This is a genomic window from Bradyrhizobium sp. LB13.1, from assembly GCF_054056815.1.
The window spans coordinates 6,733,745-6,753,193 of sequence record NZ_JBSRYQ010000001.1; the positions used below are offsets into that span (position 1 = coordinate 6,733,745).

Annotated in this window: 16 protein-coding genes and 3 pseudogenes; 9 read left to right on the forward strand and 10 right to left on the reverse strand. The window is 64.0% G+C overall.

What is annotated here, in order from left to right; translation table 11 throughout:
- Window positions 1-2 precede the first annotated feature (2 nt).
- The gene (locus ACVWYI_RS32515) at window positions 3-557 is read right to left on the reverse strand and encodes a TRAP transporter small permease (protein ID WP_247350810.1); all 555 of its coding nucleotides are present in this window, start codon (window positions 555-557) and stop codon (window positions 3-5) included.
- Window positions 558-597: 40 nt separating this feature from the next.
- Entirely contained in the window at window positions 598-1,626 is a 1,029-nt protein-coding gene (locus ACVWYI_RS32520; RefSeq protein WP_456664600.1) for a TRAP transporter substrate-binding protein, read from the reverse strand.
- Window positions 1,627-1,852: 226 nt separating this feature from the next.
- Between ACVWYI_RS32520 and ACVWYI_RS32525 the strand changes: the two genes are divergently transcribed.
- The 4 genes and pseudogenes from ACVWYI_RS32525 to ACVWYI_RS32540 all read left to right on the forward strand — a co-directional run bounded on the left by ACVWYI_RS32525 (window position 1,853) and on the right by ACVWYI_RS32540 (window position 5,164).
- Window positions 1,853-3,055, forward strand: a complete 1,203-nt coding sequence (locus tag ACVWYI_RS32525) for a CaiB/BaiF CoA transferase family protein (protein WP_456664206.1) — start codon at window positions 1,853-1,855, stop codon at window positions 3,053-3,055.
- 29 nt (window positions 3,056-3,084) lie between these two features.
- Window positions 3,085-3,552: pseudogene (locus tag ACVWYI_RS32530) on the forward strand (MaoC family dehydratase); the annotation flags it as partial.
- A complete protein-coding gene (locus ACVWYI_RS32535) occupies window positions 3,552-4,403 on the forward strand; it encodes an HpcH/HpaI aldolase/citrate lyase family protein (protein ID WP_354105750.1) in 852 nt (283 codons plus the stop codon). The pseudogene ACVWYI_RS32530 and the gene ACVWYI_RS32535, both read left to right, overlap by 1 nt.
- A 20-nt stretch (window positions 4,404-4,423) precedes the next feature.
- Window positions 4,424-5,164 (forward strand): IclR family transcriptional regulator, encoded by a 741-nt coding sequence (locus ACVWYI_RS32540; protein WP_456664207.1) that lies wholly within the window; start codon window positions 4,424-4,426, stop codon window positions 5,162-5,164.
- 7 nt (window positions 5,165-5,171) lie between these two features.
- Here ACVWYI_RS32540 and ACVWYI_RS32545 read toward each other — a convergent pair whose 3' ends face one another.
- The 3 genes from ACVWYI_RS32545 to ACVWYI_RS32555 all read right to left on the reverse strand — a co-directional run bounded on the left by ACVWYI_RS32545 (window position 5,172) and on the right by ACVWYI_RS32555 (window position 7,356).
- The gene (locus ACVWYI_RS32545; protein ID WP_456664208.1) at window positions 5,172-5,588 is read right to left on the reverse strand and encodes a hypothetical protein; all 417 of its coding nucleotides are present in this window, start codon (window positions 5,586-5,588) and stop codon (window positions 5,172-5,174) included.
- 150 nt (window positions 5,589-5,738) lie between these two features.
- Window positions 5,739-6,530, reverse strand: coding sequence for a transporter substrate-binding domain-containing protein (locus tag ACVWYI_RS32550; RefSeq protein ID WP_456664209.1), 792 nt, complete (start codon window positions 6,528-6,530; stop codon window positions 5,739-5,741).
- A gap of 28 nt (window positions 6,531-6,558) precedes the next feature.
- Entirely contained in the window at window positions 6,559-7,356 is a 798-nt protein-coding gene (locus ACVWYI_RS32555) for a fumarylacetoacetate hydrolase family protein (protein ID WP_247442865.1), read from the reverse strand.
- 647 nt (window positions 7,357-8,003) lie between these two features.
- On the opposite strand from ACVWYI_RS32555, the gene ACVWYI_RS32560 reads away from it, so the two are divergent.
- Window positions 8,004-9,518, forward strand: coding sequence for a hypothetical protein (locus tag ACVWYI_RS32560; protein ID WP_456664210.1), 1,515 nt, complete (start codon window positions 8,004-8,006; stop codon window positions 9,516-9,518).
- 6 nt (window positions 9,519-9,524) lie between these two features.
- Here ACVWYI_RS32560 and ACVWYI_RS32565 read toward each other — a convergent pair whose 3' ends face one another.
- A complete protein-coding gene (locus ACVWYI_RS32565) occupies window positions 9,525-10,826 on the reverse strand; it encodes an MFS transporter (RefSeq protein WP_247442871.1) in 1,302 nt (433 codons plus the stop codon).
- A 263-nt stretch (window positions 10,827-11,089) separates the two neighbouring features.
- On the opposite strand from ACVWYI_RS32565, the pseudogene tnpC reads away from it, so the two are divergent.
- The 4 genes and pseudogenes from tnpC (at window position 11,090) to ACVWYI_RS32585 (ending at window position 16,521) form a co-directional block, all read left to right on the forward strand.
- A pseudogene (gene tnpC / locus ACVWYI_RS32570) lies at window positions 11,090-12,544 on the forward strand (IS66 family transposase).
- A 207-nt stretch (window positions 12,545-12,751) separates the two neighbouring features.
- Complete coding sequence (locus ACVWYI_RS32575; RefSeq protein WP_247350791.1) at window positions 12,752-13,966, forward strand: ABC transporter substrate-binding protein; 1,215 nt, start codon at window positions 12,752-12,754, stop codon at window positions 13,964-13,966.
- A gap of 7 nt (window positions 13,967-13,973) precedes the next feature.
- A complete protein-coding gene (locus ACVWYI_RS32580) occupies window positions 13,974-15,707 on the forward strand; it encodes an FAD-dependent oxidoreductase (protein WP_247350789.1) in 1,734 nt (577 codons plus the stop codon).
- A gap of 19 nt (window positions 15,708-15,726) precedes the next feature.
- Entirely contained in the window at window positions 15,727-16,521 is a 795-nt protein-coding gene (locus tag ACVWYI_RS32585) for an IclR family transcriptional regulator (protein ID WP_247350787.1), read from the forward strand.
- A 1-nt stretch (window position 16,522) separates the two neighbouring features.
- Here the strand turns inward: ACVWYI_RS32585 and ACVWYI_RS32590 are convergent, their stop codons facing one another.
- The 4 genes and pseudogenes from ACVWYI_RS32590 to ACVWYI_RS32605 form a co-directional block, all read right to left on the reverse strand.
- Window positions 16,523-17,296, reverse strand: a complete 774-nt coding sequence (locus ACVWYI_RS32590) for an SDR family NAD(P)-dependent oxidoreductase (protein ID WP_247350786.1) — start codon at window positions 17,294-17,296, stop codon at window positions 16,523-16,525.
- Between the two features lie 54 nt (window positions 17,297-17,350).
- Window positions 17,351-17,948: pseudogene (locus tag ACVWYI_RS32595) on the reverse strand (thiamine pyrophosphate-dependent enzyme).
- Complete coding sequence (locus tag ACVWYI_RS32600) at window positions 17,948-18,490, reverse strand: thiamine pyrophosphate-binding protein (RefSeq protein WP_247350781.1); 543 nt, start codon at window positions 18,488-18,490, stop codon at window positions 17,948-17,950. The pseudogene ACVWYI_RS32595 and the gene ACVWYI_RS32600 overlap by 1 nt, the downstream one beginning before the upstream one ends.
- 208 nt (window positions 18,491-18,698) lie before the next feature.
- Window positions 18,699-19,442, reverse strand: a complete 744-nt coding sequence (locus tag ACVWYI_RS32605) for an aspartate/glutamate racemase family protein (RefSeq protein WP_247350779.1) — start codon at window positions 19,440-19,442, stop codon at window positions 18,699-18,701.
- Window positions 19,443-19,449: the final 7 nt, after the last annotated feature.

Here is a 19,449-nt window from a genome sequence, read left to right on the forward strand (position 1 = left end):
CGTTACTCAAAGGATCGTGCTTCGCCAACGCCGGTCACCGGCGGCAGCGGATAGAGGTCACGGCCGCTGACGAGGCTCAGCAGATTGCCGACGAGCTGGAGCAGCAATCGCAGCACCAGCACGCCGCAGCCGAGCGGCACCAGCGCCGCCGAGATCCAGGTCGGCCAGGCAATCGCGCCAGCCAGCACGTCATGCTGCTCGTAATTTTCCACCGCACGCTCGAGGCCGACCTTGCAGATCAGGACGAAGACGAACAGGCCCACAAGCGCGGTGATGATCTCCGAGAGCCGCCGTCCCGCCGGCGAGAAGCGCGACAGCAGGATATCGACGCCGACATGGGCGTGCTCGCGCAGAGCGTCCGAGACCGTGAAGAAGAACACGCCGGCGAGGAGATAAAGCCCGATCAGATCGTAGGTGAAGGAGAACGGACGGTTCAGCGCGTAGCGCATGAACACGTCGGTTACGACAAGCAGCATGATCACGAACAGGAACACCACCGCGATCACCGTCAGCGCGCGTTCCAGCACGCCGAGCACATATCCCGCCCGCTTGATCACCTCTCGCGTCTCCTTCTTCCTTGTCGGATGACTTCGCGCCCTATTTGGCGCCGCCGGCGGCGAGCAGGCCTTCGAACTCCTTCAGCGCAGCGGACGCCTGCTTGCCACGGCTGTCGAGCCCAGCCGCCCATTCCTGGCCGACGCCCTTCAGCTTGTCCTTCATCTCGGTGCGCGTCGCCTCCGGCAGCGGCTCGAAAGTGACGCCCTGGCCCTGAAGGTGCTTCTTGGTCGTCTCCGTTTCCTTGTCGACCTGGGCGCAGGCCACAGGCTCGATCGCCTCCGACGCGTCGTTCATCGCCTTCTTCACGTCGTCCGGAAGCTTGTCCCAAACCGACTGGTTGATCGAATAGGCGACGATGAAGCTGCCGAAGCTGACGCCTTCCGTAGCGTGCTTGACCAGCTTGTCGAGCCCATAGGCAACGACGCTCTCCATCGGGAACAGCAGGCCGTCCATTGTGCCGCGCGACAGCGATTCATAGGCATCGGGTGCAGCCATGCGCACCGGCACCGCGCCGAGCGCGCGCAAGGTCAGGTCTTGCGCGCCGCCGGTGGTACGCAGCTTCAGGCCACCCATGTCCTTGGTCGTGTCGACCTTTTGCTTGGCGGTCCACACCTGGTAGGGCGGCAGCACCACCTCGAACAGCAGCTTGATCTTGTTCGGAACGTATTCCTGCTTGGCCAACACGCCTTCGCGCGCGGTCTTCCAGTAGGCGAGCGTACCCTGGCAGGCGGTTTCGAACGCGCCCGGCAATTGCGCCACTTCCGACAGCGGCATCTTGTCGGAGACATAAGACGGCCCGATGTAGCCGATGTCGACCACGCCCGACTGGGTGAGCCGCAGCATGTCCGCGGCCTTGCCGATCTGCTGGTTCGGATAATAGGTGAAGGTCACCGCGCCATTGGTGCGCTTGGTGACGTCGTCCATCCACGGCTTGAGCATCAGGCGGACGAGATAGTGCCCCGCGGGGAAGGAGTCGGCGACCTTCAGCTCCAGCGCCTGCGCCTGTCGCGTCGAGACCGGCAGCGAGAGCGCGAGCGCTGCGGCAGCCCAGGGCAAAATCTTCTTCATCTCGTTCTCCTTGACGCGTCCCCATGCCGGCGGCGGCAGCATCTCGCTGCCGACCACTTGGCCCCGCTCCAGTTCTTGCTTGAGATAAAAATACATATAGGTGAATTTATATGTCAAGCGTATGAATAGTGCATGGGTCTATGCGCCCAGCTCAGAGTTCTCCGGATTGACACCGGAGATTTATGAATTCTAACTCCACGTATATGAATGTAATGAACGAGGCCCTATGGGACCGCTCGCCGGCTTCACTATTCTCGACCTGACTTCCGTGCTGATGGGCCCCTATGGCACCCAGGTGCTGGCGGACATGGGCGCTGAAATCATCAAGGTCGAGAGCCCCGAGGGCGACATCGTTCGCCAGATCGGTCCCGGCCGCACACCCGGCATGGGCGGGATGTTTCTCAACGCCAACCGCGGCAAGCGCAGCATCGTCCTCGACCTCAAGAAGAAGGAAGGGCGCGACACGCTGCTGCGGCTGGCGAAGCGTGCCAACGCGCTGGTCTATAATGTGCGCCCGCAGGCGATGACGCGGCTCGGCCTCGACTACGAGACGCTTCGCGAGGTCAATCCGTCCCTCGTCTATGTCGGCGCGTTCGGCTACGGCCAGTCCGGCCCCTATGCCGCCAAGCCCGCCTATGATGATCTCATTCAGGGCGCGGCCACCATTCCGACACTGCTCGCCGCCGCCGGCGACGGCACGCCGCGTTACGTTCCTGTCACCATAGCCGACCGCATCGTCGGACTGATGATGGTCAATGCCATCATGGGCGGACTGATGCACCAGCGGCGCACCGGCATCGGCCAACGCATCGACGTGCCGATGTTCGAGTCCATGACGGAGTTCGTGCTGGTCGATCATCTGGGCGGATTGACCTACGATCCGCCGCTCGACCACGGCGGCTACGCCCGCCTGCTCTCGCGCTATCGCAAACCCTACAAGACCAGCGACGGCTATCTGTGCATCCTCATCTACAACGACAAGCACTGGCGCAGCTTCTTCGAGGCGATCGGGCAACCGCATTTCCTCGATCAGCCGCGTTTTGCCAACCACGCTGCGCGCACGAAGCATATTGACGAGATCTACGAGGAGATCGGCCACATCTTCGTCACGCGCACCAGCGCGGAATGGCACGAGCTGCTGGAAGACACCGACATTCCGGTGATGCCGATGCACACGCTGGAGACGATTCTGGACGATCCGCATCTCAATGCGATCGACTTCTTCCAGACTGTAGATCACCCCGTGGAAGGCCGCATCCGCCAGATGCGCGTGCCCTCGACCTGGAGCGTGACCCAGCCCGAGCCCGCCGGCCCCGCGCCGACACTCGGCCAGCACGGCCGCGACATCCTGGCCGAAGCCGGCTTCACGGCGGACGAGATCGAGCAGCTTGCAGAGCAAGAAGCAGTTCACCTGGCGGCGCCGCCGTAAGCAGCGGGCGCCGGCAAAAATCGAGACACAGGGAGGAAACCACGATGGCCGGACTCTATTTCGAGGATTTTTCCGTGGGCCAGGAGTTCAGGCATCCCCTGAGCCGGACCGTCACGGAGATGGACAACACCATGTTCAGCCTGCTGACGCTCAACCCGCAGCCGCTGCACATCGACGCGCATTTTTCGGCCCAGACCGAGTTCGGCCAGCGCATTTTCAACAGCCTTTACACCCTCGGCATCATGATCGGCATGACGGTCTATGATACGACCATGGGCACCACCGTCGCCAATCTCGGCATGACCGACGTCACTTTTCCAAAGCCGGTCTTCCATGGCGACACTTTGCGGGCGACGACAAAGGTGCTTTCGTTGCGGGAATCCAAATCGCGCCCCAAGGCGGGCATCGTCGAGTTCGAGCACCACGCCTTGAACCAGAACGACGAGATCGTCGGTAAATGCCGCCGCATGGCGATGATGCACAAGAGGCCGGTCTGATGCGTTCGATGCTGTTCGTGCCGGGCGACTCCCCGCGAAAATTCGAGAAGGCCAGCGAAGGCAGCGCCGACGCGTTGATCATCGATCTCGAGGACTCTGTCGTCACCGACAAGAAGCCGGAGGCGCGCGGGTTGACGCTGGCGATGCTGAAGGGCTCTCGCGGCCCCCATCAGCTCTATGTCCGCGTCAACGCGCTCGACACCGGCATGACGCTCGCTGACCTCGCCGCGGTGATGCCAGGCAAACCCGACGGCATCGTGCTGCCGAAATCGCAAGGCGGCGACGACGTGCGCCAGGTCGCAACCTGGCTCGAAGCCTTGGAGGCTGCGGCCGGCATCGCGGTCGGCACGACGCGCATCGTCTGCGTCGCGACCGAAACCGCCGGCTCGATCTTCGGGCTGGGCAGCTACAAGGGCTGCTCCGCGCGCCTTGCCGGCTTGATGTGGGGCGCGGAAGATCTCTCCGCTTCGCTCGGCGCTACTGAAAAGGCGTCAGGTGGCGTGTTCCACAGCCCTTATCGTCTGGCACGCGATCTCTGTCTGATGGCGGCGGCGGCGGCCGAAGTCGCGCCGATCGACACCGTCTATACCGACATCGACAATCTGGCAGGACTCGAGCAGGAAACGCGCGCCGCGCGGCGCGACGGTTTTTCGGCGAAGGCGCTGATCCATCCAAAGCATGTCGACGTCGTCAACGCGGCGTTCGAGCCGACCGAGGCCGAGCGTAATTGGGCAGAGAAGGTGATCGCGGCATTCGCGAACAATCCGAACTCCGGTACTCTGCGTCTCGACGGCCAGATGATCGACAAGCCGCATCTTCGCGCCGCGAAGAAAATCCTCGGCCAGCCCTAGATCAGGATGCAAGTCTCACCATGATCGTTCGCCAAGCCGCAAACGTCCTGGAGATCATGGAGTTCTTCGCGCAAGCGAGGAAACCGGCGACGCTTGCCGAGATCGCCGACCATTTCGGCTGGCCGCGCTCGTCGACCTTCAACCTGCTCGCGACGCTGTCGGAGAAAGGCTATCTCTACGAACCGCGGCCGCGGGCCGGCTTCTACCCGACGCCGCGCTGGCTGGCGATGGCGCGGATGATCTCCGAGGTCGAGCCGCTGCCGCCGTGGACACACACGCTGATCGCCGACCTCTCGGCCGAGACCGGCGAGACCGCCTCCATCGTGGCGCCGGCCGGCGTGATGGCCGTGTTCATTGACGTCGTCGAGTCCCAGGCCGCGATCCGCTATTTCGCGACCATCGGCCACCGCGTGCCGATTCACGCCACCGCCAGCGGCCGCGCCCTGCTGCTGCAATATTCGCCGGAGGAGCGCGACTCCGTCTATCGCAAGATCGAATTCAAGCAATACGGTCCGTCAACGCCGATCAGCATAGACGCCGTCGAGACCGAGCTGCGCAATTCGATCGCGCGCGGCTATTGCCAGAGCTTCGCCGACTATAGCCGCGACCTCGCGGGCGCCGCGATCCCGCTGCCGATCAGCGATCGCAGACTCTCGGTCGTGGTCGCCGGCCCGGAATTTCGCATCGGTCCGAAGGTGGCGGAGGTGGCCGCTTTGATCGCGCGGACTGTCGATCGATTGCGGCCGAAGGCGGCGGCGTAAGCTGACCTCAGTCGAATCCTTGAACCGGCGGCGTCGTGGTCTGCGCGGGCACCACAGGAGCAGCTTGAACAGGCTGCACCGCAGGCGCGGCTTGAACCGGCGGTTTGCTGGCAGCTCTCATCTGGCCATTGGCATCCATCGACTCGCGTGTGCCCGGCGGACCCCCGGTCGCCGCCGCGCGGTACGCCTCGCGACGCGGCAGTTTCCGATGTCTCGCCGAGCGTGAACCTCTCACGCCCCAGGACCGGGCGATTGCAGGTCCGGCGGTATAACCGACCACCGCGCCCGCGACGGCACCGATCGGACCCAGCACGACGGCGCCTGACACGGCTCCCAACGCCGCAGCACCAGCGCGCTCCTGCGCGGCGGCGCTTGCAGGCACGCTAGCCAGCATCACGACGGCAGTGATCAGAGCTTTGTTCATCGGAGCGTCTCCCTCGCGGGCGTGACTCATACTTAAATATGGCTGCACGAGGTTTGTTCGTTGCCCAACACAGGGCAATCGCCGATGGAACTCCGGCAATTCAAAGGCCTCTGCCTTCAGATTGTGGTCGCAGCGGAGGCAGATCGGCAACTACGGCGCGACCTTGTCGCTGGTAAATCCGTTGCCGTCGAGCGCGCGGCGCACCGTGCCATCCGACTTGGCCTCATCCAGGAAATGCGCGGCCCAGGCCTTCGCCACCGCCTTGCCCTTGGGCACGACCACGACCACGCCGGTCGACTGGATCACCTCGTCCAGCACCTTCGTTCCCGGCAGCTTACGCGAGAGGTCTTCCAACGCCCCCATACCCATCGCGAGGGCATCCAGCTTCCCCTTGCCGATTAATTCGGCCGCCTGTTCCGGCTTCACGAACTTCGTCAGCTTCGCCTGCTTCAGCGACTTCTCGACCGTCCGCGACGTCGAGGTCCCCTCGATGCAACCGACCCGCATTCCCGCACGATCAACATCCGCAACGGCGCGGATGTCCGAACCGGCGCGAATGAGATAGCCGCTCATATAGGCGACGTAAGCTGGGCCCTGATCCACGAACTGCTCGCGCTTGACGTCGGCCGGCATGAAGGAGAGATCCCAGACGTCCTTGCTGCTGGCGGCGGCGATCTCGTCGGAGCTCTGGTATTCGACCAGATGCAGAGGAACGTGCAACTTGTCGGCGGCAGCCTTGGCGAGTTCTACGGTGACGCCGCGCGGCTTTCCGCCTGCGGGATCACGCGTCGTCCAGAACGCCGACGCGGCGGGGCCGACGGCCACCGCCACGCGCAACGCTCCCGTCGGCGCGATGTCGCTCGCGCCTTCAGCATTCCCCGTTACAGCGCCGGTGACAGCGAAGGCCAACCCCAACATGACGACTACGGCATAACGCAACATATTGCACTCCCGATCCGGGCTGGATCAGTCAGGCGATCTTGATCGACATGTCCGGCAAGCCATCGAGCTTGCACAGCAGCACGTCGCCCTTCACCACGGGGCCGACATTCTCCGGCGTGCCGGAATAGATGATGTCGCCGGCCTTGAGCTCGAACGCTTCCGAGAGCTTTGCGATCTGCTCGGCGACACTCCAGATCATCTTGCTGAGATCCGAGCTCTGCTTCACCGTCCCGTTGATCGCCAGTGAAATGGCGCCCTTCTCGAAATGCCCGGTCTTGCTGGCCGGATGGATCGGGCCGATCACCGCAGCGTGGTCAAAGCTCTTGCCGATCTCCCAGGGCTTCTTCTCCGCGGCCATGCCGTTCTGGAGATCGCGCCGGGTCATGTCGAGGCCGAGCGCGTAGCCATAGACATGATCGAGCGCCTTCTCGGCCGGAATGTTGCTGCCGCCGGATTTCAGCGCAGCGACCAGCTCGACTTCGTGATGATAGTTCTTGGTCAGCGACGGATAGGGATGATCCGCGACCTCGCCGATCGCGACGTTCTGGATCGCGTCGGTCGGCTTCTGGAAGAAGAACGGCGGCTCGCGGCTCGGATCCGAACCCCGCTCGATCGCGTGCGCCGCATAGTTACGCCCGATGCAGTAGATGCGGCGGACCTGGAACACGCTGGTCTCGCCGACGATCGGGATGGTGACCATCGGCACCGGAAAGATCGGCCTTTGCCCGGCCTGCGCCGCAGCCGGCGCAACTTCCGCGATTGAAGCAGCACTTGCCACCGCGGCAATTGCGAGCAGCTCTCGTCGCGTTGCTGAGATCTCTTTCATGTTTTGTGCTCCCTTTTTATGTTCGTTGGGCGCATCATGCGCGCCGGCCCACCTGATAATCAATATTCAGTATGCCAGCAACACTGGACTGGCACGTCCTCTAATTGATGAGAACAGGTCGCGTGCGGCAGCGGGGCCTCACCCAGCCGTCCACACCGGCGGCCAGGTGGTGCGGCGCGAGCAGTTGGTCTGGATGACCGGCGAGCAATCCGCCGCCCACTAGGAGCGCCTCTATCGCGATTACGCCATTGATACGCTGGAGCGTGCAAACCTGCGCTGGCGCATCGGTCGGGAAGCCGCGGATCGCGTCCACTCCTGCGGCTGCGCCCGCAACTGCGGCCGCCCCCCAGCGTGCGCCGGCTCAGCTTTTTCGTCGATTTGTCGTTCGTCCCCGCCGGATTGGCAGCGGATGTCACTTCGTCCCCGTCAAGCATGGCAACCCTCGTTGGCTACAATGAACGCTGCGCACAGATCGCCATTGACCGGCTGCGGATCTGATCAATTGCGGCGAGGCCATGGGCGGGATGTTGAGAAGTAAAATTGGAAGTAAAAATTCGCCGCATAAAAGCGGTTAATGGTTCGCCCAGCTGCATCGGCTTTCGGCAGCGCGCATAAGAAGGCGTCAGGACGTGTATACAAGGCCGGCAATGGAGCGACACAGCCGCCTGCGCATCGCGCGCGTGATCGGCGCCGCATTGCTCGTCGCTGCGATAAGTCGCGCGGCAAGTGCAAGCGAGCCTTCGATCGCACCGTCGCGCATGAAGGTGATCGACATCATCGACGCGCGCTTTCAATCCTACAATGTCGAGATGGTCGAGGTGACCGGCGGTCGCTTTTGGAGACCTTATGCGCAACATCAGATGCAGCGTGATGGCTACAGCGACAGGCCGCCAATCGATCTTGCCAACCGGCGTCTCCGCAAGCTCGCCGCCGCCTTGGCGCCGGCCTATCTGCGCGTGAGCGGCACCTGGGCGAATGCAACCTATTTCGCGGACGGCGACGACGCGCCGGCGGCACCGCCTGCCGGCTTCAACACCGTGCTCAGCCGCGCGCCATGGCGTGGCGTTATCGACTTCGCCCGCGCCGTTGATGCGCAGATTGTCACCTCCTTTGCGATCAGTCCGGGCAGCCGCGATGCGGATGGCGCGTGGAAGACCGATCAGGCGGAGCACCTGATCGACACGACGCGTTCGCTGGGCGGCCACATCGCGGCGGTGGAATTCATGAACGAACCAAACCTCGCCGCGACGAACGGCGCGCCGCCTCGATATGATGCGAAGGCTTATGGCCGCGACTTCAGGATTTTTCGCGAATGGATGCAACGGGCGGCGCCTGAGACGCTGATCGTCGGTCCGGGTTCAATCGGCGATGCGCCGTCGCCATCCGGGTCCGGAATCGCCACGCGCGACCTGCTCGCCGCATCCGGCCCCGGTCTCGATCGCTTCTCCTATCATCACTACAACACGCTCTCGCCGCGCTGCGGCGGCAGTGACGATCCGGCGCAGGCGCTTTCGGAGCAATGGCTGGCGCGCACCGACGCGAGTCTCGCGATCTACAGCGCGCTGCGCGACATGTTCGAGCCGGGCAAACCGATCTGGCTGACGGAGACCGCGGATGCCGCCTGCGGAGGCAATCGCTGGGACAAGACTTTTCTCGACGCGTTCCGCTATCTCGACCAGCTCGGGCGGCTGGCAAGAGCTGGTGTCCAGGTCGTGATGCACAACACGCTGGCCGCCAGCGACTACGGCCTGCTCGACGAAGGGACGTTCCGTCCGCGGCCGAACTACTGGGCTGCGCTGCTCTGGCACCGGCTGATGGGAACGGTCGTGCTCGACACGAGCTCGGTCGCCGCGCCAGATCTCCATCTCCATGCGCATTGCCATCCGGCCATGCGGGGCGCGGTGTCCGTGCTCGCGATCAACGCGTCGCGGTATGCATCATCCACCCTGACGCTGTCACATCCCGCCGAGCGTTACACGTTGCATGCGAAGCGGCTGCAAGACGCGACCGTGCAGCTGAACGGCAAGTCGCTCGCGCTGAATGCCGATGACGAGCTACCCCGGCTTGAGCCGCGCGCAGCATCGGCGGGCACGATCCGGCTTGCGCCAGCGACCATCACCTTCCTGGTATTTCCAGCAGTCGCGAATCCTGCCTGCCGTTAGCCGCCCTCAGGATCTCAGCGAGCTCCGCGCGGTCTCCGGCGCCATCAGCGTTGCGATGATCGTGATGATCGAGAGCCCGATGATGTAGACTGACACCGCCCAGTACGAGCCGGCCCATGCGAGCAGTGCCGTCGCAATCAGCGGCGAGAAGCCGCCACTGAGCGCGGCCGCGACGTTGGCCCCCAGCGACGCACCGCTGTAGCGCACCTGGGTGCGGAACAGCTCCGGCATGAAGGCGGCCTTCGGCCCGAACAGCAGCGCATGCGTCAGGGTCATCGTGACGACGAGCGCGAGCGTGATCAGCGCCGGCTCCCTGGTGTCGAGGAACCAGAACAACGGAAACGCCAGCGCCACCGTGAACGCGCCGCCGGCGAGATACAGTGCCTTGCGGCCGAAGATGTCGGACAACCAGCCGGCGAGCGGCAGCGTCGCGAGCTCGACCAGCGCGGCATAGACCACCGCATCCAGGATCACCTGCCGCGGCAGGCCGAGCTGCGTCGTGGCATAGACCACGGTGAAGACGGTAAGGAGATAAGCGAGCCCGACTTCAGAGACGGTGATGCCGATCGCGAGCAGGAAACTACGCCAGTCGCGGCGCAGGACTTCCATCACCGGCTGTGCCAGCACCTCCTTGCGCTCGACCACCTCCTTGAAGTGCGGCGTCTCCGCGAGTTTCAGCCGCACGATGAAGCCGACCCCGACGAGCAGGATGCTGATCAGGAACGGCACGCGCCAGCCCCAACTGAGGAAATCGGCTTCGGGCAGTTTCGTCATCAGACCAAAAATGCCGGTGGAGGCGGCGACGCCGACGGGAAAACCGATCTGCACCAGACTGCCATAGAAACCGCGGCGATTGCCGGCGTGCTCGGCCACCATGACCACCGCGCCGCTCCACTCGCCACCGAGCCCGATGCCCTGGATGAAGCGCAAGATGACAAGGAAGATCGGCGCCCAGACGCCGATCTGGCTGTAGGTCGGCAGGCAGCCGATCAGGAACGTGCCGAGCCCCATCGCGATCATGGTCGCGACCAGCATCTTCTTGCGGCCGAGCCGGTCGCCATAATGCCCGATGATCGCGCCGCCGATCGGCCGCGCCACAAAGCCGACCGCATAGGTCGAGAATGCCGCCAGCGTGCCGACGAAGGGATCGAAGCTCGGGAAGAACAACTTGTTGAACACGAGGGCGGCGGCCGTGCCGTAGATCAGGAAGTCGTACCACTCGATCGCGGTGCCGAGCGCGCTCGCCCACACTACATGCGCCGTCGTCGATTTCTCCGCCGCCGCGGAGACCCCCGATGCTGCCGTCATGCCATGCGCCCCAAAATTCCTGGGCGGCATCATGGCGAATCATAATGGCGGTTGCAACCTGCGGGCGTGTTGGCTTGCCCGGGATTACGGTGCGAAATTTTGCGCGTCGCTGCTTCAACACCTGTCATTGCGAGGAGCCCTTGCAACGAAGCAATGCAGAGTGCCCCGCGGAAGGATTCTGGATTGCTTCGCTCCGCGTAACAGCCCAGGTGGCCGTTTGTATTCTCTTGACTGACCACATGTGTTTGTGAGTCAAGGTATGGGTGACGCCGCCAAATTCCTCATTGTCTGTGGATGCCCTGCTGGCCTTGATTGGGGAGTTGCAGGAGCGCAACCTGATGTTGGAGCAGCAGAACGCATTGCTGACGGTGCGTGTGGCCGATCTGGAGCGTCGGCTTGGTCTGGATAGCTCCAATAGCAGCAAGCCGCCTTCGAGCGATGGACCGGGCCAGGCTTCTCGCCGGACACAGAGCCTGCGTGAGCGAGGGTTGAAGAAGCCCGGCGGCCAGCCCGGCCATGCAGGCAAACACTTGAAGCGGTCCGAACGGGTCGATCATACGATCATGCATCGCCCTGTCAGATGCGGGCGCTGCCGAATGGCGCTGGAGGGTGAACTGCTGGAACTTGTCGGCAGCCGTCAGGTGTTCGATCTGCCGGCGCCGGCGCCGCTGCTCGTCACGGAGCATCAGCTTTATCGTTGCAAATGCAGCGGCTGTGGCGCGGTCACGACAGGATCGTTTCCACCCGAGGTAAGGGCGCCGGCGCAATATGGCGTCCGGTTGGCCGCTGTGGTGACCTATCTGTCGGCGGGACAGTTTCTGCCTGAAGATCGGCTCGGGCAAATCCTCTCCGATCTGTTTGGCGTGACCATCTCGGCCGGCACGATCGGACAAATGATCGCCCGGGCTGCCAGCCGGACGCAGGATTTCGCTGCGGCAGTCTGCGAGCAAATCCGCCGGGCACCGGTCAAGCATTTGGATGAGACCGGGTTCTGGGTGGGCGCCACGCCGCAATGGCTGCATGTCGCGGGCACCGCCGGGATCAATGGGCTGGTGCATTATCGCGTCTCACCCAGGCGCGGCGAGGTGCTGACGCAAGCGGCGCATATCGTTGTGCACGACCATTGGACATCCTATTTTCTTTTCAGATGTCCGGTGTCACGCATGCGCTGTGCAATGCGCATCACCTGCGCGAGTTGACGGCGCTGGTGGACATCGATGGCGAGGCCTGGGCCCGGCGCATGCGCGGGTTGCTCCGCTGCCTGTGCCACGAGGTCAATCTGGCGTCAGAGCATCCAACCGATCAGACAGGCGCGCTGCGTCCCAGCAGAATCCGCGCCGCCGAGCGACTTTATGACCGCATTATCCGCGCCGGTATCGCCTGGCACGAGGCGCTACCCGCGCTGCCTCGCGACATCAAGCGCGGGCGGATCAGACGGCGCACGGGCCATAATCTCCTGTTGCGCCTCAAGTTACATAAAGAGGCGGTGCTGCTGTTTCTGCACAACTCGGCGGTGCCGTTTACCAACAACGAGGCCGAGCGCGATGCTCGGATGATGAAATTGCGGCAGAAGATCTCTGCCGGCTTCCGCACCTCACAAGGCGCAGACAATTTCGCCACGCTTCGCACCCTGATCGGTACCGCTCGAAAGCGCGGATGGAACATGCTCGTTGTCCCGATGCCCCACACAACTCATCCACAAACTCAGCGTCGCCTAACCGAGCAAACGGACCTGGGCAGTTACCGCTCCGCTCGCAATGACGGTCGTGGGAGCAGTTGCGCGCTCACTTTGGCGGCGCCGTCCGCGGGATAGCGGAATCCACCCAAGACCGCTATTCGTCATTGACAAATTCGTTCGTCATTATCTAATTAGCTCCCAGAACAACCAGCCGCGCCAAGCGGCCCATAAAAGAGAGGGAATGACGATGAGAGGGTTTTTGGCCTGCGCCATGCTCGCGGCCATGTCTTCGGCTGCCATGACCACCGTCGCGACCGCGCAAGTCTCCGACGACGCGGTGCGGATCGGCGTGCTCACGGATCTATCGAGCTGGGGCCGCGACAACAGCGGGCCTGGCTCGGTCGAAGCCGCGAAGATGGCGGTGGAGGAATTCGGGCCCACCGTGCTCGGCAAGCCGATCGAGATCATCAGCGCCGACCATCAGATGAAGACCGACGTCGGCGTGCAGATCGTGCGCGGTTGGTTCGACAACGGCAAGGTCGATGCCGTCGTCGACATCCCCAATTCCGGCATCGCGATCGCCGTGCACAACATGGTGCGCGAGCGCAACAAGATCGCGCTGCTCTCCGGCCCCGGCGCGAGCTCGCTGACCGACGAGCTGTGCAGCCCGAACACCGTGCACTTCACCTATGACACCTATGCGCTGTCCAAGGTGACGGCCTCTGCGGTGATCAAGGAAGGCGGAAAATCCTGGTACTTCATCACCGCGGACTACGCCTTTGGCCAACAGCTCGAGAAGGACGCCACGCGCTTCATCAACGAGATGGGCGGCAAGGTTTTGGGCGGCGTGAAGCACCCGACCAACACGGCGGACTTCTCCTCCTTCGCGCTGCAGGCGCAAAGCTCGAAGGCCGATGTGGTGGCCTTCGCCAATGCCGGCCAGGACACCGACAACGCCATCAAGCAGTCCGGCGAGTTCGGCCTGGTCCAGGGCGGCCAGAAGCTGGTCGGCCTCTTGATGTTCGACACCGACGTGCATGCGATCGGCCTCAAATCCGCGCAGGGCACCTACATGACCACGGCGTCGTATTGGAACATGGACGAGGCGACCCGCGCATGGTCGCGGAAATTCTACGAGCGCACCAAGGTGATGCCGACCATGATCCAGACCGGCGTCTATGGCTCGGTGTTGCATTATCTCAAGGCCATCAAGGCTGCCGGCACCGATGACCCCGCAAAGGCGATGGCCAAGATGCGCGAACTGCCAATCGAGGATACATTCGTTCATGGCGGACGCTTGCGCGAGGACGGCCGCGTCATTCGCGACATGTATCTTGCCAAGGTAAAATCGCCCGAGCAGTCCAAGGAACCGTGGGATTACCTGGAGATCATCAAGACGGTAAAGGGCGAGGACGCCTTCCGCCCGGTCTCCGAGTCCAAATGTCCGCTGCTCAAGAAGTGAGGCCCGCATGACCGGCAACGAGCGCAACGCAATTGAGACTTACGAGTGCGATGTGCTCGTGGCCGGATCTGGCGCCTCCGGGATGTCGGCCGCGATCACCGCGCGCTATCGCGGCCTCGACGTCCTGATCGTCGAGAAGGAGCCACGCTTCGGCGGCACTACCGCCCGCTCCGGCGGTTGGTTGTGGATTCCCGGCACGTCGCTGGCGAAGGCTTACGGCATCGAGGAGACGCCGGAGCAGGCCCGCACCTATCTGCGGCACGAAGCCGGCAACAATTATGACGCCGCGCGCGTCGATGCATTCCTGAGCGCCGGTCCCGAGGCGGTCGATTTCTTCACCAGCAAGACCGCGCTCCGTTTCGACATGCCGCTGGTGTTCCCGGACTACCACGCCGAGGCGCCCGGAGGCACCCAGGGTGGCCGTTCGATGGTGGCGCGCCCGTTCGACGGCCGCGAGCTCGGCGACCAGATCAAGACCCTCGGCATGCCCCTGCCGGAGCTGACCGTATTCGGCATGATGCTCGGATCCGGCAAGGACATCGTCCATTTCATGCGCGCGACGAAGTCGCTGACCTCGGCCGTCTATGTCGCAAAGCGCCTGTCGCGCCATTTGATGGACGTGCTGCGCTACGGCCGCGGCATGACCCTGACCAACGGCAATGCGCTCGCCGGGCGCCTGGCAAAATCCGCGCAAGACCTGAAGATTCCGATGTGGCTGTCCTCGCCGGTGCGTGAGCTGACGGTCGAGAACGGCACTGTCATCGGCGCCATTGTCACCCGCGAGGGACGCGATGTCCGCATTCGTGCCAGACAAGGCGTCGTACTCGCCTGCGGCGGTTTCCCGCACGATGTGGAACGGCGCAAGAAGATGTTCCCGCACGCGCCGACCGGCAACGAGCATTTTTCGCCGGGACCGACCGGCAACACCGGCGACGGCCTGCGCCTTGCGGAAAGCGCCGGCGGGCGTGTCGAGGACCGCCTGCCGAACGCGGCAGCCTGGGTCCCGGTCTCGGTCACCAAGCGCAAGGACGGTTCAAACGGCGTGATGCCGCATTTCATCGACCGCGCAAAACCCGGCGTGATCGCGGTGATGCGCGACGGCAAGCGCTTTGCCAACGAGGGCAATTCCTATCACGACTTCGTCCAGGCCATGGTCAAGGCGGCGAAGCCCGGCGAGGAGATCGCGGCGTACCTCGTCTGCGATCACCCGACCCTGCGCAAATACGGCCTCGGCTGCGTGCCGCCGTTCCCGATGCCAACAGGTCATCACCTCAACACGGGTTATCTCTTGCGCAGCGAGACGCTGGAGGCGCTTGCGGCAAAAGCGGGTATTGATGCCACCGCGTTCACCGAGACCGTCAAGCAGTTCAATGCGACCGCACCACTAGGTCATGACGCGGCCTTCGGCAAGGGATCAAAGGCCTATAACCGCTACCAGGGCGATGCGCTGCACGGCCCCAACCCCTGCGTCGCGCCGATCGAGAACGGCCCGTTCTACGCGATCAAGATGGTGGTCGGCGATCTCGGCACCTATGCCGGCATCGTCACTGACGAGAACGCGCGAGCGCTCGATGCGGAGGGACGGGTGATTCCCGGGCTCTATGCCGCCGGCAACGACATGGCGAGCATCATGGGCGGCAATTATCCCGGTGCCGGCATTACGCTTGGGCCGGCGCTGACCTTCGGCTACATTGCCGGCCGTCATCTCGCCGACCGCGCTACCAAGCGCGACGCGGCGTAAGCCACACGCCAGGAGGCGCATGAAGAGAGAAAGCCGCGGCATCCAGTCGATCGAGGTCGGCGGAGAATTGCTCCGCGCGCTGGCGAGATGCGGTGAGCCGATGATGCTGCGCGATCTCGCGCGCGAGGCCGGTATGACGCCGGCCAAGGCGCATCCTTATCTGGCCAGCTTCTCCCGCATCGGGCTGATCGAGCAGGACGAGACCACTGGCCGCTACGAGATCGGCGCACTGGCGCTGGAACTCGGCCTGATCAGCCTGCGCCGCCTGTCCGGCGTACGCATCGCGAGGCCGAAGATCGCGGCGCTCGCAAGTCACATTGGGCACGCGGTCTCGCTGGCGGTCTGGGGCACGCACGGCCCGACCGTGGTGCAGCTCGAAGAGCCTGGCCAGCCCGTGCACATCGTGATGCGGGCCGGCTCGGTCATGGCGCTGCTGGAGACCGCTACAGGGCGGGCCTTTGCGGCCTTCCTGCCGGAGAAGACAATCAACGCCGCACTCGAAAGCGGCCTCGATCGCCACGGCGTCGGATATAATCCGAAGCGCGCGGTAAAAGGCGCGAAGATCACCGAGATGCTCACAGAGGTCCGCAAGCACGGTCTCGCCCGCGCGCTCGGCGATCCCCTGCCCGGCGTCAACGCATTCTCGGCGCCGGTGTTCGACCATTCCGGCCATGTCGTCCTGGTCATCACTGCAATGGGACCGGAAGGCACTTTTGATGCGCGCTGGGACAGCCCGACCGCCCATGCCTTGCGCGACTGTGCCGGCAGCATTTCGAAACGGCTGGGCCACGGGATGACGGTTGCGGCGGAGTGATCTACTTCACCGGCACCGTATAGTTCAGGATCAGCCGGCCGCCGTCTGGGTAGATGGTCTGCCCAGTGATGTAGGACGCATCGTCGCTCGCCAGGAACGCCACGACGGAAGCCACCTCGCCCGGCTCGCCGCCGCGGCCCGCCGGCGTGCGCGACAGCACGGTCTTGCGGGCATCTTCGGATGTGTAGATGGCGGACGCCACCATGTCGGTCAGAATCGTACCCGGTCCGACCGCGACGACGCGGATGTTGTGCGGGGCAAGCGCGACGGCGGCGACACTCGTTAGCTGCTTCATGCCGCCCTTGGAGATGGCGTAGGTCGCGAGCGTCGGGATCGCCAGCAGCGCGTTGACCGAAGACATGTTGATGATCACCCCGCCGCCGCCTTGCGCGATCATCTGCTTGGCCGCCGCCTGCACCCCGAAGAACGCACCCTTCAAGTTGATGGCGATGACGTCATCGAAATCCTGTTCGGAGATCTCCAGAATGTCCTGGTTGCGGGCAACGCCGGCGTTGTTGACCATGATGTCGAGCCGGCCGAACTCCTCCACGGCGGTAGCCACGAGCTGGTCGACGTCAGCGCGCCTGGCAACATTGCCGACGATGGTGCGCAAGGCGTGGGGCCGCCCCAGTTCAGCAGCCGTCGCGGCAAGGCCGTCGGCATCGACATCCGAGATGACGACTTTGACGCCGTCGTCCAGGAATCGTTTCGCGCAAGCCTTGCCGATGCCGCGCGCCGCGCCGGTGATGGCGGCGACCTTGCCGGTTAGTTTCATGGTCCCACTCCAGAAGAGCTGCTTGAGGCAAGCTGTTGCCGGGTGAGACCCGGCTTACGCAGCCGCGAAACCCAGATGAGCACGGAACCGGTTCTTGATAAAGACGGCATCGCGCTCAGCGCGAGGGCAGCGATCGTGGCGGATTTTCGGCCAGAACCTTGATGACAAAAAGCCGCGGGCCATCAGCCGGCTCGGCGATCTGCCGCGTGAGGCGCTCCACTTCCTCGAGCGTCCGCACCGTCCCGGTCGCAACAAAGCCGCAGGCCGTGGCGATGGCGGTGAGATCGACCCCGCGCCCGGTGTGGCTTGCCTGCATTCCGGTCTCGCCAAAATGCTGGTTGTCGATCACGGCGATGTCGAGATTGCGCGGGCGCGCAACGCCGATGGTGGCGAGACCGCCGAGGCCCATGAGCTGCTCGCCATCACCAGTGAGGGCCAGCACGCGCTTTTCCGGCTGGGCCTGAGCGAGGCCAAGCCCGATCAGCGCGGCGCCGCCCATGGCGCCCCAGAGATAAAAATTGCCGTTGTGGTCGCCGACCGAATGAAGGTCGTAGGTCGGCGAGCCCAGGCCGGAGACGACCAGCGTGTCTTTGCGATTCTTCAGGAGTGCGGCCACGGCGGCGCGGCGGTCGAGTTGAGCTTGCATTGGCATCACCACTTCTTCTTGCCGATCAGGCGCTGTCCGATCAGGACTGCGACCTGCTGATCGGATTGGTAGGCGAGCGCTGCGGCCGATTCGACCGTCTCGACCAGATCGTCCGGCGTCTCCGCGCGCATCACCTTCAGGCCGATTGCTTCCAACGAGGGCTGCGTCGCCCGGCTCATCGGCACCTGCCAGGGATTGAACTCGGCCCACTCGCCGCGCATCGTCACCAGCATCAGCAGTGGAAATCGTCCGATCGCCGACAGCGACAGCATGTTGATGCAGTTGCCGACCCCGCTCGACTGCATCAGCAGCACGCTGCGCTGCCCGCCGAGCCAGGCGCCCGCGGCAATGGCGATGCCCTCTTCCTCCGTCGTCAGCACGTTGGTGGTGACGTCGCGGTCGGCTGAGAACAGGCGGATGAGCTGGCTGTGGCCGGCATCGGGGACGTACGACATCTGCCGCACGTCGGCGGCTTTCAGGATGCGGTAGAGTTCGGATGGCCAGTCGCCACCGGCGTGCGCTTCGGAAGTGGGATGAGGATTATGCACCGTGTGTCTCCGTGAATGCGAGGCACACTAACGATGTTCCGACACGAAAGCGCTGACCGTCTAGTATGACCAGATATCGAGGGATTGTATAGCTGGCTTGCTCTCTCCACTCGAGGCCAGAAGCGCGATGGGCCTTCCAGCCCTCTTCCCCAACGAGAGGTACCCCTCATCCGGCGCTTCGCGCCACCTTCTCCCAGCTTCTCGACCTCTAACCAAACCGACGCGGCCGCAGTCCGGCATGAAACCACGTAATCATGGAATAGATATCATAGACGGGCAATCCGACTTCGGCCTGAAGCGCCGCCGCATAAGGCGGCATGTTGGTGCATTCCAGCACGATCGCGCCGACATCAGGATTCCTGGCGACCAGCTCCTTGCCGGCCTCGACCACGTCACGCTCGGCCTGCGCGATGTCCATGTCGTCCTTCTCGGCCTTGATCAGAACGCGGAAGAATTCCTTGCCGTGCTCGGTCCCCACCAGCGGCGTGTCGAGCGGCGCGCCGGCGCCTTCGAGATGGGCGGGCGTCAAGGTCGAGCCGGAGACCGTGACGAGACCGACGCGCTTGCCCGGCGGCAAGGTCGCCTGCACCCACGGCACCTGCATCAGTGACGAGGTCGCGACGGGAACGCCGGCCGCGGTTGCGATCTCCTTCTGGAACAGCGAGAGGAAGCCGCAATTGGTGGTGATGGCTTCGGCCCCGAGCCGCACCAGATCCTTCGCCGCATCGATGAAAGCAGGCAGCAGGCCGGCCGCGCCCTTCAGCACCACCTTCTCCGGCGAAGCGCCACTCACCACGCGATAGAGCACGGGGAAAGGCCAGGTCGTGCCGTTGCCCATGTCGCCGGGAATGCGAGGAAAGCGCGCCTCCAGCATCAAGATGCCGAGCGGCGCGCCGTAGATGGCCTTGCCGCCACGGGCGACACGGGAAGACGAGTTGGCTGAAGTGGTCATGGTGCGA